Genomic DNA, 15,520 nt, shown 5'->3' with positions numbered 1-15,520 from the left:
CCACCACCGGCCACGGCGTTTCGTCGACGCCCCGGTCACCCGCTGTGACGTACCTCGGTCGTCCAGATGTCGGCCCAGGGCCGACGCAGGCCCCGGCACAACCAGATCGGTCCACCGTTCTCGTCGTTGTCCACCCGCACCCGCTGGTCCACCCGACCGGCCAGGGTCACCTCGGTGAACCAGGTACGCAGTTGCTGCGGTTGCCGCCAGCCGACCGCGATCACCACCTCGGCCTCCTGCGGGGGCCGCCCGAAGTCGGCCATGCTGTTGTGCCCGGAGTAGGCGGCCGGTAGGCCCCGGGCCGGGCCGTACCGGGCCACCGCCCCGGCTTCGCCGTAGTTGCCGGTGAGGATCACCGTCCGGGCCTGTTCCTCGGCGGGCAACCCTCGGTGGACGGCGGCGATGGAGTCGACGAAGGCCGGCCAGCCGATGGTCTCGCCGGTGTCGTAGTTGACGGCGACCACGAAGCCGGGCAGCCGGTCCACCGGCAGGGTCGGCAGCAGCAGCACCGTGTTGCTGACGGCGGTGAGCACCACGAGGGCCGCCAGCAGCGTCCGCCGCATCCGGGTGCCCGCCCAGGCGGCGGCAACGACCGCCCCGGCGGCGGTCAGCACCAGCAGCAGCGGGGCCGGGTAGTAGCCCTTGCCTCCGGCGAGCAGCACGACGGCGACGACGACCAGCCACCCCCAGCCCAGTGCCCGGTAGGGGCGCCAGGCCGGGTGGCGCAGCAGCACGATCAGGCCGGTCAGCCAGATCGGCACGACGAACGGACTGATGATCAGGAACTGGAGGACGGCCGCGTCGACCCGGCCGCTGTAGGAGCTGTCCCCGCCGGAGATGGTGGCGGCCACCCCTAGTTGGGGGAACCCGTGTGCCGCCTGCCAGGCCAGGGTCGGTGCGGCGAGCAGCGCGAAGAGTCCGGCGGCCAGCAGGGTGTCGCGGTGCCACAGCAGTCGGCGTGGCCCGGCGATCGCCAGCCCGGCGAGCAGGCCGAGGGCCAGCAGGGCCGGCAGCAGCTTGTTGAACATGCCCAGGCCGAGGATCGCCCCGACGGCCAAGGCCCACCGGCTGTCCCCGGTGCGCAGCAGCCGTACCGTGCACAGCGCGGCGGCCAGCCACACCACCAGGTCGATCGTGGTGGTGCTGAGCAGGTGTCCGCTGGCCAGGGTGATGCCGGAGGCGCCGCCGAGCAGCGCGGCCAGGGTCTGGCCACCGCGACCGGCGCCGAACTGCCGGGCGATCGCGGCGACCATCAGCACCGCCGCACCGGCCAGCACCGCGGAGGGGGTACGCAGGGCCAGCAGGCTGCCCGGGGCGATCGTGTCGGCCAGCCGGGCCAGGGCGGGCACCAGCGGCCCCTGGTCGACGTACCCCCAGTCGAGGTGGCGTCCGGCGAGCAGGAAGTACAGCTCGTCGCGGTGGTAGCCGTAGCGGGGGGCCATGATCAGCAGGAGGAGGGTGACCATGGCGGCGACCACCCACGGTCCGGCGGTCCGGGGGCCGGGGGCGGATGGCTGCGGCCCACGGCGCTGACCGGTACCGGCCGTCGGTGCCGTGGCACTCGTCACGGTCTCCATTGTCGGGCAGATCGGCTCCTGATCGGTAGTAGCGGTCGGTGATCGGGCAACGATCCCGGTTCGGAATATCTTGTTAACCTCAGGGCATGACCTTCCCGTCGCCGGGTCGCCCGTCGGATCTGATGTTCCTGCTCAGCTGGGCCAGTCACGCACTGCGCGCCGAGCACGCCTCCGGCCTGGCTGAGCTGGGTATCTCTCCCCGGGATCACTGCGTGTTGGCGCGGGCCCGCGTCGGTGGTCTCACCCAACGGCAGTTGGGTGAGCTGTGCGGGGTGGACAAGACCACCATGGTGGTCACGCTGGATCACCTTGAGGCCGCCGGGCTGGCCCGGCGGATCCCGTCGCCGACCGACCGACGGGCCCGGCTGGTGGAGGTGACCGCGCAGGGGGAGCGGGTGCTCGACCAGGCCCAGGAGATCGCCGCCGGACTGGAACAGGACGTGCTGGCCGCCCTGCCGGACACCGAGCGTGAGGTGTTTCTCCGCGCGGTCCAACGGCTGGTCGACGGGCGACTGTCCCGGGTCGGCACCTGCGGACCGGCCGGCTCGGTCTGCTAGCCGGTCTCAGGCCGTAGCCGGTTCCAGCGTCCGGGTCAGGAAGTCCCGGAGGTGCTCGACCGCGGTGTCCAGGTGGCTTTCCAGCAGGAAGTGACCGCCGCCGGGGATCAGCCGGATCTCGGCCTGCGGCAGGTCCCGGGTGAAGGCCCGGGCACCGGCCGGGCCGAAGATCAGGTCTTCGGCGCCCCACAGGGCCAGCAGCGGGACCTGGCTGTCCCGGAAGCACTCGTGCACCCTCGGATACAGCGGGGGGTTGGTGGCGTAGTCACGGAAGAGGGCCAGCTGGGCGAGGTCGTTGCCGGGGCGGTTGACGTCGCGGTGGTCGAAGGTCCAGGTGTCCGGGTCGACGAGTTCGGGCCGGTCCACCCCGTGCAGGTACTGCCAGCGGATCGCCGCCAGGCTGAGAGCCTCCCGGAGCGCCGGCTCCGTGCCGGTCCCGGATTGTCGGCGTACGCCCAGACGGGCTCCCAGAAATCGGTGACGAAGCCCTCCTCGTACGCGTTGCCGTTCTGGCTGATCACGGCGGTGATGGCGGGTGGAAGGGCAGCCGCGGGATCTCTGGGCCGAGGACGCCGCGCTGCGGCGGTGGGCGCGCGGGCACGCCGCGACGAAGAATTTGATCTCGCTAAAGATCGTCTCGTACGGGATCATCTGATAACGTCGCTGTAGCGGTAACCAACCCCGAGGAGTGGCCTATGAGCAGCACCACCGCGTCATCCGTCAGCATCAGCGCCGCCCTGCGCCGCCGATCCCTCGGCATCCTGGCCGCGGTCGCGGCCAGTGTCGCGATCTGGCTGGCCGGGGCCCTCGGCGGCACCGACTACACGGTGCACGGCCCCGGTCGGGCGGAGATGGTCGTCAACCTCGTCCCGGTGGTCGCGGTCGCCCTCGGCGCAGCCCTGCTGGGTTGGGCGGCCCTGGCCCTGCTGGAGCGGTTCGCCGGGCAGCGGGCCACCACCATCTGGTTCAGCCTGGTGGTGGCGGCGACCCTGTTGTCCTTCGCGCCCCTGCTCCTGGTCGAGGCCACCCCCGGCGCGAAGATCGCCCTGGGTGCGATGCACCTGGCGGTGCCGGTGGTTCTGGTGGCCCAACTACCGGAGAACGATCATTGACCGCTCGACTTGACGACGACGGAGAAGCGCGCTAAATACGTAGGTGAAGTTGAGCCAGACAGACTCAACTCTCGAAACCTTCGGCCAGAGGAACCGAGGAGGCACGACATGCTGATGCGCACCGACCCGTTCCGGGAGATCGACCGGATCGCCGAGCAGTTCTTCGGCACGACCAGCCGTCCGGCCGTCATGCACATGGACGCCTACCGCGACGGCGACCACTTCTACGCCGCCTTCGACCTGCCCGGGGTCGACCCGGAGAGCATCGACTGCACCGTGCAGCGCAACGTGCTGACCGTCCGCGCTGAGCGTCGCCGCCCGCACGGCGACAAGGTCGAACTCGTCGCCGCCGAACGCCCGATGGGGGTGTTCCACCGGCAACTCTTCCTCGGCGACACTCTCGACACCGACAAGCTCGAAGCCGGCTACGAGAACGGCGTGTTGACGCTGCGCATCCCGGTGGCCGAGCGGGCCAAGCCCCGCAAGGTGGCCATCAGCGCGACCGGCAACGGCCGCAAGCAGATCAACGCCTGAGGTCCACCGGCGACGGCGGGGCGGGTGCCGCCCCGCCGTCGTTGGTCGACACCACCCCGGGCAAGGGCATTCCAGGACTGCTGATCATGTTCCGGCGCGCCTGATCGGGAACGGCCCTGTTGGCTGAGAACCTTTTTCACATGGCCGTGTCCAATCCTCCGGTACTGTTCCGCCCGCCGGATCACCCCGCCCTGCCGGGCGGTCCGATCGCCGTCACCGAAGCGTGGCTGCGCAACCGGCGGCTCAGTGAGCACACCCGCGACGCCTACCGGCGCGATGTCGCCAACTGGCTAGCCTGGTGCACCGAACGCCACCTGGACCCGCTGCGGGCCAACTTCCTGCACGTCAACGAGTACGCGCGAACACTGGAGTCGACAGTGGTCGCGCGCACCGGACGCCCCCTGACCCCGGCGACCGTGGCCCGCCGACTGTCCGCCCTGTCCAGTTGGTACGACTTCCTGGTCAAGCTGCGGGCCGTGGACAACAATCCGGTCGCCGACGCCGACCGGCCCCGGGTCGACCGCGACCACTCCGCCACCATCGGGCTCACCCCGGACGAGGTCGACGCCCTGCTCACCGCCGCCGACACCGACACCGGACCGACCGCCACCCGCAACCGGGCCGCCATCGCCCTGCTGGCCGACCTGGGCCTGCGGGTAGGGGAACTGGTCGCCCTGGACATCACCGACCTCGGCGCGGAACGCGGACACCGCAGTGTCCGCTTCGTCGGCAAGGGCGGCAAAGCCCGCCGCCGGGCGTTGACCCCCTCCACCGCCCACGCCGTCGACACCTACCTGGCCGAACGGGCCGCCGCCGGCGGCGTACCGGTCAGCCAGCTCGCCGGCCCGCTGCTGGTCACCGCCAGCGGCGCCCGGCTGGACCGGCACTCGGTGTTCCGGCTGGTCCGCCGACTGGCCCGGCTGGCCCAGATACCGGCCTGGGCACACCTGTCACCGCACTCGCTGCGCCACGCCTTCGCCACCACCGCCCGCGCCGAGGGGGTACCCCTGGAGGACGTGCAGGACGCCATGGGCCACGCCGACCCCCGCACCACCCGCCGCTACGACCGGGACCGGCACAACCTGGACCGGGACCCGGCGTACGTCATCTGGGCCGCCCGCGCCCGCCGCCGCACCTGACCGGCAGCGCCCACACCCACCAGACGGCGGCGGCTTTCCGCCCGCCGGGGCGGCGAATTCTCTACCGTCTGAGGTGTGGGCGCTGCGCAGCCGTGGAGCAGACCGGCCCGGCGACGCCATCCGATGCGGGCTGGGCTCACCGTCGCCGGGATCGGGGTGGCCCTGTGCTGCGTCGGCGTCGCCGGCCTGGGCGCCTGGAACGTCCAGGTGGTCACCCAGGCCGCCGGACCGGTGCGGGAGACCACCGAAGGCTTCCTGCGCCAGGTCACCGCCGGGGACACCGCCGGGGCGTACGAGCGGCTGTGCGGGGACGCGCGCAGCCGGTGGAGCGAGGTCGGCTTCACCAGTTGGGTACGCACCCCGCCGGTGGTGCGCGACTACGAGATCGTGGACGTGTCCGTGGCCACCCGCGGCGGGCGGCCCCAGGGCACCGTCACCGTACGGCTGACCCGCGAGAGCGGCGGCACCGAACAGCGTGAGCTGTCCGTCATCCGCGAGCAGGACGGTTGGCGGGTCTGCGGCGACCCGTACTGACGGCTACACCCCGACCGGCTCGGTCGACTCGACCAACCGGCCGTCGCGCAGCACCAGCACCCGGTCGGCCAGCTCCACCAGGGTCGGATCGTGGGTGGCCACCAGGGCGGTCATCCCCCGGGCGTGCACCAGGGCCCGCAGCAGGTCCATCACCGCCCGCCCGGTCTCCGAATCCAACTGCCCGGTCGGCTCGTCGGCGATCAGCAACGCCGGATCGTTGGCCAGGGCCCGGGCGATCGCCACCCGCTGCTGCTGCCCGCCGGACATCTCGTACGGCCGCTGGGCGGCGTGCCCACCCAACCCGACCATCTCCAGCAGCATCGACACCCGCTGCTCCCGCTGCGCGGCCGGCACCTTGGCCAGTCGCATCGGCACCCCGACGTTCTCCGCCGCCGACAGGATCGGGATCAGCCCGAAGGACTGGAACACGAAACCGATGTCGTCGCGGCGCAGCCGCAGCAGGTCCCGCTCACCGGCCGCGGTCACCTCCTGACCGGCCACCCACACCCGGCCCGAGGTGGGCCGGTCCAGACCACCGATCAGATTCAGCAGGGTGGTCTTGCCGGCACCGGAGCGTCCCCGCACCGCGACCAGTTCACCCCGCCCGGCCCGCAGGGACACCTCCCGCAGGGCGTGCACCACCCGCTCACCGCTGCCGTAGTCGCGGCACAGCCCCTGCACCCGGACCAGATCCTCGCTCACACCCGCACCTCCCCCTGACCGCCCGACACCGCCGCTCACGCCGAATCCCGCTGCTCGCCGGGGCGGACCTGCACGTGGTCCGGCTCCAGGGTCAACCTCACCCGGTCCCGCAACGCCAAGGCGTCGACGAAACCGGCCGGCAACTGCATCCGTCCGGCCCGGTCCAGCACCGCGTACTCCTCGGTGACCAGTTCCTCCACGCCGTCGGCGCCGACTCGGGCCCGGCGGTGCACCTCGGAGGCGGTCCGGCCGTCCCGGATCGCGACCGTCCGCCGCACCTGCGAGGCGACCTGCGGATCGTGGGTGACCACCACGACGGTGACCCCCAACTCGGCGTTGATGGCCCGCAACGCCCCGAACACCTCCGCGGCCGTGGCCTCGTCCAGTTCCCCGGTCGGCTCGTCGGCGAACAACACCTCCGGGTCGTTGGCCACGGCCACCGCCACCGCACACCGCTGCTGCTCGCCACCGCTCATCTGCCCCGGTCGGCGATCCGCGCAGTAATCGACCCCGACCATCTCCAGCAGTTCCATGGCCCGTCGTCGACCGGCCCGGCCACCCCGCCGGGCCAGCCGCATCGGCAACTCGACGTTCTCCCGGGCACTCAGATAGGGCAGCAGGTTACGTCCGGTCTGCTGCCAGACGAACCCGACCGTGTGCCGCCGGTACCGCAGCCGCTTGCGCGCCGACATGGTCAGCAGGTCGTAGCCGGCCACCCGGGCGATCCCGGCGGTCGGGGTGTCCAGCCCGGACAGGATGTTCAGCACGGTGGACTTACCGGAACCGGAGGCCCCCACGATCGCCACCAGCTCACCCCGGTCGACGACCAGGTCCAGCCCTTGCAGGGCGACCACCTCCACCCCCTCGGTGGTGAAGATGCGTACCAGGCCGTCGCAGACGATGTGCCCCCGCAACCGGTCCGCGCCACCGGCTCGGGCGGCGGCCCGTTCCGCCGCCCGCCGCTGAAGCGCCGCGAGGTCCGGTGCCTCCCTGACCACGGTCATGCGTTCCCCTCTCCGAGACGCAGCGCCTCACCCAGGCGCATCCGTCGGTTCACCAGGTTCTCCACCAGCAGGCCGGTCAGCAGGCCGAGCACCACCAACCCCAGCACCCCGCCCACGACCAGGGGATCCAGGTGGTCACGCATCGGCACCCCGGGGGCGAACTGGGACAACCCCAGGGTCGGGCCGAGCAGCCTGGGCAGGGCGATGCCCACGGCCGTACCCGTCAGGGCCGCGACCACCACCAGCGGCACCAGCTCGTACACCAGCAGTCGGCGGCCGTGTGCGGCGGACAGACCCATCGTGCGCAGCCGGGACAGCATCCGCCCCCGACCGGCGGCGTCGGCGATCACCGCGAACCCCACCGCGAGTACGGCCAGGGCGGCGCTTCCCCCGGCGCCTGCGGTGAAGGTCAGGGTCAGCACCTCATTGGCGCCGGTACGCTCCAGCCCCTCCCGGTGGGCCCGCCAGGTCTCCAGGGTCGCCGGCAGTTGGGTACGGGTCACCTCCGTGCCGAGCACCGCGGACTGTCGACGGCGCTGGGTGGCGTCGGCGACCTCCAGCAGCCTCGCCTCGTCGACGTCGTCGCCGGCGAGCAGATACCGGTTGGGGATGATCGGGGTCAACTCGTACTCCGGCAGGGCCTGCCAGGGCAGCACCACGAACCGGTCGACCCCCAACCCCACCCCGGGGAAGGTGTCGGCCACCGCGGCCACCCGGAACTCGTACAGCCGGCTCTGCACATCGGCCACCGCGGTGTCGCCGAGTTCCGCCGCCAGCCGCGGCGACACCACCGCGGGCACCGGCCCGTCGCCGCGGGCGGCGGACCGCAACACGGCGGGCACCTCCACCTCGACCCCGCTGCGGGCCACCACCTCGGCGAAGGCCGGGGCGTCCACCACCAGCACCCGGGCCTGCCCGAGGGAGGTCGCCTGCGGCCCGGGTTCGGACCACAGCCGCCGATTGGACTCCACCGACACCCGGGCCACGGCCTGCACCCCGGGCACCCGGATCAGCTCGTCGGCCGCGTCCGGGGAGAAGGCCCACCCGGTCAGCCAGGCGTCACCGGGCACCGTCAGGGTCGCGGCCCGGTCCCGGGCGGCGGCCACAGTGGTCGTCACCACCCCACCGAACACCCCGGTGCTGACCGCGACGATCAGCACCGCCAACGGCCCCAACGCCACCGGCGCACTCCGCCCGGCCCGGGTCACCCCCAGGAACAGCGGGGCACCCCGGGCCCGTCCGGCCAGCCGGCCGACCAGCCGCAGCGGCCACGGCAGCAGCCGGATCGCCACCAGGGCGGCGGCGACCGCGACCAGCACCGGCACGGAGCTGAGGTACGCGTCGACCCCGTCGGCCGGATCCAGGCCCCGGCGACGCAGCAACACCACCCCCAGCCCGGCCAGCACCACCACGCTGGCCTCCACGGTCAACCGGCGTACCGACGGGCGCTGCCGGACCAGGTCGACCCGTCCGGAGGTTGACCCGACCCGCCGCTGGGAGAGCATGGCCAGCACCGGCACCGCCAGGGTGGTGAGCACCACCAGCAGCAGCACCCCCCAGGGGGTTCCGGTCGACCGGCCCGGCACCCGGGTGGCGATCAGCCAACCCAGCAGCACCGCCACCGGCTGCACCAGCACCGCCTCGACGCCGGTACGCCACCCGATCGCGGCCAGCGAGGCCCCTCGGGCCCGCAGCAACGCCAACTCGTCGCGGCGACGCTGCACCATCAACCGGGCGGCCAGCAGGATCAGCCCCAGCAGGCTGGCCACCAGGCCGGTCTGTGCGATGGCCAGCAGGGCCTGCACCGCCCGCAACTGTTCGGTGAACCGGACCAGGCTGACGTCCAGGGAGGTGTGCACCCGCGAGCCGGGCAGCCACTCGGTGCGCCGGGTCTGGCTCACCGCGTCGACGACCCCCGCCAGGGTGGTGGTGTCCAGTCGCCGCTCATCCAGCCGGTACCGCCACTCGTAGCTGACCGGCACCCCGCTGCCGGCGACCACGTTGTCGATCCCTGCCCAGTCGGTGACCGCCATGGCCAGGTAGGGCTCGCCGTCGACGACCGGCACCACCGGGTTCAGGCCCAGCATCAGGTCGTCCCAGACCGGATCGTCGGCGTCGCGGGGGTCGAACACCCCGACGACCCGCGCCGAGGCCCGCATGCCCGCACTGGCGCCGGTGAACCGCAACCGGCTGCCCGGTCGCAGCGACAGGGTCTCCGCCACCGCGGTGGAGACCGCCACCTCGGTAGGGCCGCCGGCCGCGCTGCGCGGCCAACGACCGGCGGTGATCAGGGCCGCCTCCTGGACACCGGTCTGCGCCCGCAGGCCGATCTTCTTGGTCGCCCCACCGTCCATCGGTGGCTCGTCGCCGGTGGCGGTCAGGGTCTGCTCGTCCAGTACGGCGGCGTACCACCGACGGTCCACCAGGGCGGGCAGCGGCTGCGGCAACGACCCGAGCAGCCGGTCCAGGTCGCCCTCACCCGCAGCGGCCGGCGCCCCTTCCTCGGGCCGCGGCCGGTCCGGACGCTGCTCGACCGCGAACGACACGTCGCGCACGAGGTGCGGCAGCCGGGCCACGTCGGCGTGCAGACTCCGGTCGGCGTACCCGTTGGCCAACCGGGGCACGGCGGTCACCAGCACCGCCGCCACCAACCCCAGCACCGCCAACAAGCCCACATGCCCGCCGTACGCCCTGATCCGCCGCACAGTCATCGGATCCGCCCTTTGTTCGCGACTGCGGGGCTCGCAAGCTCACTCCTCGCGCTCACGGTGCTGGCCTCGTTCGCGACTGCGGGGCTCGCAAGCTCACTCCTCGCGCTCACCGGTCCTCCCCGATGCGGAGTTGGGTGGCGGCCAGGCGGCGGCGCATGGTCATCGACACGGCGGCGCTGAAGGTCAGCGCCAGCAGCAGCAGGCCCACCCCGGTGGCCACCACCGGTGGCCAGTCGACACTCAGCAACGGCGGTGGATGGGGTCGGTCGGCCGACGGGGTGAGGATGACCAGGGGGGCCATCGTGGCGGCGACCCCCACCCCGACGCCCAACCCGACGAGCACCCCCACCCCGGCCAGGAACGCCTGCTCGGCCAGGAGTGACCGGGCCACCAGGCGGTGCCCGGCACCCAGGGTGTGCAGCACGGCCAGTTCGGTGGCCCGCCGTCGGGCGGTCGCGCTGACATCCACCGCCACCCCGACGGCCGCCAGCAGCACCGCGGCCAAGGCGGCGGCGAACAGGGCACCCCGGGCCCCCACCCCGAAGGGGTCCCGGGCCAGTTCGGCGGCGACCTGCTCACGGTCCAGCACGGCCAGGCCACCCAGCCCGGCGACCGCGGCGGCCACCTGTTGTCCCTGGCCCGCCCGGGTGGCCAGCCACCATTCCTCCGGAGGACGCACGATGCCCTGGTCGTGGAAGATCCGGGTGCTCAGTGACGGCAGGTCGACCACCAGGGCGGCCTCGTCGGCCTCGCCGGGCAGGGCGCTCACGGTGCCGACCACGGTGAGGTCGACCTCGGCGCCGCCGAGGAACAGTCGGGTCTGGTTGCCGACCTCACGTCGCAGGGCGGCCAGGGCCTGCGGGGTGGCCGCCACCGGCACCGGACCCTTGGCCGCCTCCCGGGAGATCCCCATCCGCAGAGTCGTGCTGCGACTGGTGAATCCCTCCGCCAGCCGGGCCGCCATGCCGACGGTCAGGGTGTTTCCGGTGGCCCTGGGGGTGGCCAGCAGACCGGAGGTGTCGACCATCCGCCACCCCCCGTCGGCCGCCAGATCCACCGGCTCCCCTCGGGAGTCGTCCCGGCTGGCCCGCAGGTCGGACAGCCGCCAGTCCAGGCTGATCCGACCGCTGCCGGTGGTCTCGACCGTGAAACCGGCCAGTCGCCACGGCGTGTCACCGGCCGGCAGTTCGACGGAGAAGGGCAGCCGGTCGCCGTTGCCGGTGACCCCCAGCGGCAACCGTCGGTGCCTGTGGTCCGGCCCGATCAGCACCGCATGGTGGCGTACCGGGGCGACGACACCGAACGGCTGACTGACCTTGGTCCGCAGCTGCCCGGTGAGCCGTCGGGTACCGGCCGGCAGCGGGGTTTCCGGTGCGGTCACCCGCCCGGCGGCCAGCCCCTCGAACACCGTGCCGACGGAGCCGCCGGCCAGGTCCGGCCGGATCCGTACCACCTCCCCGGCAATCTCGGCGTCGAACGCCAGCACGGTCATCGGGGCCTGTTCCGGTCCGGCCTGCAGTCGGTCCCGCCAGCCCGCCAGGACGGCGGCCGTGCCGGGTAGTCCGGCCAGCTGCTCGGCCCGGCCCTCGGGGGCGGAGCCGTTGGTCTCGGTCAGTCGCAGGTCCGCGCCGACCTGATGGGCGGCCTGGTCGTCCAGGGATCGTCGGGAGGTGCTCGCCAGTGACCAGGCCAGGGTGCCGACCGCGACGGCCAGGGCCAGCAGCAGCACCGGGCCGGCATGGGGTCGGCGACCGGCCTGCCAGGTGCCGAGCATGATGGCGGTCCACGACCTGCGGTCCACCCAGCGTTCCGCCAAGCGCACCAGTGGGGGCAGCAGCCGCAGGGCGAGCACCGCCCCGGCCAGCACCCCCAGGGTGGGGGCGGCGGCCAGCAGGGGGTCGATGCCCAGTTCACCACCGCGGGTACGGGACAGTGGTGAGGAGTATCGGCTCAACTGATACCAGGCCAGCACCGCCAGGCCGACCAGCACCACATCCAACCCGGCCCGCTGCACCATGCCCCGAGGGCTGGGCCGGGAACGGCTGGCCAGGTCGGCGACGTAGCTGCCACCCCGGCGCAGGCTGGGACCGATCATCGCCAGCGCGCACCCGGCGGCCGCCGCCCCCGCCACCAGCCAGATCATCGCGTCGGAGACCCCGGCTGAGTGCAGCGACACCGCGGCCAGCCCGGGTAGCCGCCCGGCCAGACCGAGCAGTTCGCTGACGATCAGCGGGGCGGCGACCGCGGCCGGCAGGACGATCAGGGTCGCCTCCCGGGCGGTCAGCCCGGCCAGTTGCCGGCGGCTGGCCCCCCGGGCGCGCAGCAGGGCGGTCTCACCCCGACGGTGCTCGGTGAGCAGCACGGCGACGAGCAGCAGCGCGTACCCGCCGAGCACCACCACCAGCAGCATCGGAGTGACCAACGCGGACCGGCCGACCAGGGTGGCCTGCTGCAACCGGGGCACCAGGACGGCCAGGTCGCCGATGGCCACCGCGGACTCACCCAGACCGGCCTCGGCCGGGGTGGTGGTGACCAACCGGGTGGCCACCTGTGCCAGCCGGTCCAGCTCGCTGGTGGTCCGGACCGTCGACAGGTCGGGCTCGACCAGCCAACCGGCGGAGGCGTTGGCCAGGAAGTGGGTGAGGAAGTCGTCGCGGTGCACGACCATCGGGCCGTAGGTGGCCGCCTGCGGCAGCGAACCGGTAGCGGTCTCCGGGGCCAGCCGCCAGTACGCGGCCTGCGGGTCCACCGGGGTGAACACCCCCGCCACGGTCACCTCGGTGACCCGTTCGGTGAGGCCGTCGGTGATCGGGATCCGGTCACCGACCCCCACCCCCAGGATCGCCGCCGCCGGGGCGGCCAGCACGGTCTGCGGCCGGGTGGCCCCGGCCTGGGGCCAGGCACCGGCGGTGAGTCGGGCGTGCTCCGGCAGGCCGTCGAGGAACATCACCGAGGCGTAGATGCTGCCGGTACGATCGGCTACCGCGTCTCCGGCGTCGCCGCGCAACTGCCGGCCGGCCGCGTACCCGACGGAGGTGATCTGGGCGGCCAACCCGCCCAGGTCGGTACGCAACTGCTCGCGCAGGGCGGTGTCGCGGTCCCGCAGGGCTTCCGGGGTACGCCCGGCCGAGGACCGGATCAGCACCGACCGTTCCTGGGCGCCGGCCTCGGCGAGCACGTTACGGATGCCCGAGTCGACCACGTCCCGGTTGTACGCGGCCAGTCCGGTGAGGGCGACCGTGGCCACCAGCGCCGCCCCGGCCGCGGCCAGCAGCAGGCCCCTCGTGCCTCGGGCACGCCGCCACACGAACCTCATTCGATCTGTACCCCCACCGGTCCGCGGGCCGTTGTCCGCTCCTGATCACCGCCGTCATGGACCAGAAGGGGTCGGACCCCGGCAAAGGTTGGCAGCAGTGATCGTTTCGTTATCCGGTACGGCGTGGGAGACGCTCTCAGGCCGGGGCGGTGGCGCGGGGCCCCAGGTCGCCGCTGCGGTGGTGACGCCGACACAGCACCTGGTACCGCACCTCGGCGGTGTCGACGGTGTCACCGATCACGACCTGCTCGCCTTCGCGGACCACCCGACCACCGGCCACCCGGGCGTTGAGCAGCCCCTCGCGGCCACACCAGCAGAGCACCTCGACCTGGATGCGGGCCACCGAATCGGCCAGCTCGAACAGCCGCTGGGCGGCGGGGAACAGGCAGGACCGGAAGTCCGTGGCCAGGCCGAAGGCGTACACGTCTACGTCGTGGCTGTCGACCAGTTCGGCCATCTGCTCCACGTGCTCCACGGAGTAGAAGCTGGCCTCGTCGCAGATCAGGTAGTCCACCCGTACCCCGTCGGCCCAGGCATCCCGGACCAGGGCCCGCAGGTCCACCTCGTCGGTGATCTCGATGGCCTCGTGGGCCAGCCCGATGCGGGTGGTGACCTGCGGGCCCAGGGACCGGTCGATGCGGGTGGTGACCAGCCCTCGCCGGCCCTGCCGGGCGTGGTTGTAGTTCATCTGCAGGGCCATGGTCGACTTGCCGCAGTCCATCGGCCCCCAGTAGAACCGCAGCGCGGCGGCGTGCGCGGGACGCCCGTCGGCGCCCCGGGCGGCCACACACCCGGCCGGGGTGTCACCCGGCCCGCCCAGTGCGGGCCGGGACAAACAGGTCGGTACGGCATCTGCGGGGCTCGTCACGGACGGGCAGCCTAGCCGATCGGGGACCTCGGGCCGGTCACCGCCGGTGCGGCGATGTGCCTCAGAGCACCCGGGGTGGGGTGTTGCCGGCGGCGATGATCGCCCGCCGCATCGGCACCGCCAGCAGCAGGGCGAACCCGACCACGAAGAAGATCAGCAGGGAGACCAGACCGACCCGGTAGGAGTTGGTCAGCTGGAACACCAGGCCGAACGCCAACGGGCCGAGCCAACTGGTGCCCTTGTCGCTGATCTCGTAGAAGCCGTAGTACTCGCCTTCCTTGCCGGCCGGGATCAACTGGCTGAACAGGGAGCGGCTCAGCGCCTGGCTGCCGCCGAGCACCAGGCCGATGGCCGCGCCGAGGATCATGAACGGCAGCGGGGCCTCGGCCGGCAACCGGAACGCCCCGATGATCACCGCGGTCCACAGCACCAGACTCAGCAGCACGGTCTTCCAGGCCCCGATCCGCCCGGCCAGGGCACCCAGGCCCAACGCGCCGCCGAAGGCCAGGAACTGCACCAGCAGGATCGTCACGATCAGGGTGCTCTGGTCCAGCCGCAACTCCTCGGTGCCGTACTGGCTGGCCAGGGTGATGACGGTCTGGATGCCGTCGTTGTAGACCAGGAACGCGAGCAGGAAGAACAAGGTCAGGGGGTACGCCTTGATCTCCCGCAGGGTGCGGCCGAGCTGCCGGAACCCGTCGGTGAGCACGTTGCCCCGGCCCCCGGCGGCCAGGGCCGCCGCGGTGGGGTGTTCCCGCAGCCAGCGCAGCGGCACCAGGGTGAACGCCGCCCACCACAGACCCGCCGAGACGATCGACCAGCGGGCCAGGTCCAGGGTCCGCTCGGCGGTGCCGTCGCCGAAGGACTGCACCGCGACCAGGTTCAGGGCCAGCAGCACGCCACCACCGAGATAGCCCAGGGCCCAGCCCCGGCTGGAGATGCCGTCGCGTTCGTCCGGGCCGCCCAACTGGGGCAGGAAGGAGTTGTAGACCACGATCGCCGCGCCGAAGGCGATGTTGGCGACCATGAACAGGGCACCGCCTAGCAGGTACCGGTCCCCGGTCACGAAGATCATGCCGATGGTGGCGAAGGCGCCGGTGAAGGCGGTGGCGGCCAGTAGCCGCTTCTTGTGCAGCGACCGGTCGGCGATCGCCCCGATCACCGGCAGCACGAAGACGGTCAGCAGCACCGACAGCGAGATCAGGTACGGGTAGAAGGAGCCGGCGGCGACCTTGATGCCCAGCGGGTAGACGTACCCGGTGCAGTCGTCGGCCTCCAGTTGGCACCCGGCGGCGACCTTGGCCACGCTGGTCAGGAAGGGCCCGAGAAACACCGTGATGACGGTGGTCTGGAAGGCCGAGTTGGCCCAGTCGTAGAAGTACCAGCCGGTGCGCTCCCGGCGGGTGCTGTTCACCGGCGGGGTGTCATCCTGCGCGGCGGGGGTCGCCGTCTCGGCCATCTCGGGT

General features: G+C 72.8%; 13 protein-coding genes. 5 read left to right on the top strand and 8 right to left on the bottom strand.

Going from position 1 to position 15,520, the window contains the following annotated elements:
- Positions 1-35: 35 nt before the first annotated feature.
- Positions 36-1,577, bottom strand: a complete 1,542-nt coding sequence (locus OIE53_RS08070) for an ArnT family glycosyltransferase (RefSeq protein WP_327025956.1) — start codon at positions 1,575-1,577, stop codon at positions 36-38.
- 86 nt (positions 1,578-1,663) lie between these two features.
- On the opposite strand from OIE53_RS08070, the gene OIE53_RS08065 reads away from it, so the two are divergent.
- Positions 1,664-2,134 (top strand): MarR family winged helix-turn-helix transcriptional regulator, encoded by a 471-nt coding sequence (locus OIE53_RS08065; protein WP_327025955.1) that lies wholly within the window; start codon positions 1,664-1,666, stop codon positions 2,132-2,134.
- A gap of 6 nt (positions 2,135-2,140) precedes the next feature.
- Here the strand turns inward: OIE53_RS08065 and OIE53_RS08060 are convergent, their stop codons facing one another.
- Complete coding sequence (locus OIE53_RS08060) at positions 2,141-2,500, bottom strand: alpha/beta fold hydrolase (RefSeq protein ID WP_327025954.1); 360 nt, start codon at positions 2,498-2,500, stop codon at positions 2,141-2,143.
- A 329-nt stretch (positions 2,501-2,829) separates the two neighbouring features.
- Between OIE53_RS08060 and OIE53_RS08055 the strand changes: the two genes are divergently transcribed.
- From OIE53_RS08055 to OIE53_RS08040, 4 genes are all read left to right on the top strand, one after another.
- On the top strand, positions 2,830-3,246 hold the full coding sequence (locus OIE53_RS08055; protein WP_327025953.1) for a DUF6069 family protein: 417 nt from the start codon (positions 2,830-2,832) through the stop codon (positions 3,244-3,246).
- 108 nt (positions 3,247-3,354) lie between these two features.
- Positions 3,355-3,780, top strand: coding sequence for an Hsp20/alpha crystallin family protein (locus OIE53_RS08050; protein WP_327025952.1), 426 nt, complete (start codon positions 3,355-3,357; stop codon positions 3,778-3,780).
- A 140-nt stretch (positions 3,781-3,920) separates the two neighbouring features.
- Positions 3,921-4,919: a tyrosine-type recombinase/integrase gene (locus OIE53_RS08045; RefSeq protein ID WP_327025951.1), complete on the top strand. Its 999-nt coding sequence runs from the start codon at positions 3,921-3,923 to the stop codon at positions 4,917-4,919.
- Positions 4,920-4,994: 75 nt separating this feature from the next.
- Positions 4,995-5,453: an Rv0361 family membrane protein gene (locus OIE53_RS08040; protein ID WP_327025950.1), complete on the top strand. Its 459-nt coding sequence runs from the start codon at positions 4,995-4,997 to the stop codon at positions 5,451-5,453.
- Positions 5,454-5,456: 3 nt separating this feature from the next.
- Here the strand turns inward: OIE53_RS08040 and OIE53_RS08035 are convergent, their stop codons facing one another.
- The 6 genes from OIE53_RS08035 to OIE53_RS08010 all read right to left on the bottom strand — a co-directional run bounded on the left by OIE53_RS08035 (position 5,457) and on the right by OIE53_RS08010 (position 15,513).
- Positions 5,457-6,155, bottom strand: a complete 699-nt coding sequence (locus OIE53_RS08035; protein ID WP_327025949.1) for an ABC transporter ATP-binding protein — start codon at positions 6,153-6,155, stop codon at positions 5,457-5,459.
- 35 nt (positions 6,156-6,190) lie between these two features.
- Positions 6,191-7,159: an ABC transporter ATP-binding protein gene (locus OIE53_RS08030; protein ID WP_327025948.1), complete on the bottom strand. Its 969-nt coding sequence runs from the start codon at positions 7,157-7,159 to the stop codon at positions 6,191-6,193.
- Positions 7,156-9,870, bottom strand: a complete 2,715-nt coding sequence (locus OIE53_RS08025; protein WP_327025947.1) for an FtsX-like permease family protein — start codon at positions 9,868-9,870, stop codon at positions 7,156-7,158. The genes OIE53_RS08030 and OIE53_RS08025 overlap by 4 nt, the downstream gene beginning before the upstream one ends.
- A 106-nt stretch (positions 9,871-9,976) precedes the next feature.
- Entirely contained in the window at positions 9,977-13,186 is a 3,210-nt protein-coding gene (locus OIE53_RS08020; RefSeq protein ID WP_327025946.1) for an FtsX-like permease family protein, read from the bottom strand.
- Between the two features lie 136 nt (positions 13,187-13,322).
- Positions 13,323-14,054: a thymidine kinase gene (locus OIE53_RS08015; protein WP_393339048.1), complete on the bottom strand. Its 732-nt coding sequence runs from the start codon at positions 14,052-14,054 to the stop codon at positions 13,323-13,325.
- A 61-nt stretch (positions 14,055-14,115) separates the two neighbouring features.
- A complete protein-coding gene (locus tag OIE53_RS08010; RefSeq protein ID WP_327025945.1) occupies positions 14,116-15,513 on the bottom strand; it encodes an MFS transporter in 1,398 nt (465 codons plus the stop codon).
- Between the last annotated feature and the right edge of the window lie 7 nt (positions 15,514-15,520).

This window comes from Micromonospora sp. NBC_01739, assembly GCF_035920385.1.
GTDB lineage: Bacteria > Actinomycetota > Actinomycetes > Mycobacteriales > Micromonosporaceae > Micromonospora.
Note: the sequence above shows the minus strand (reverse complement) of the source record. Positions and strands in the feature narration are given on the sequence as shown.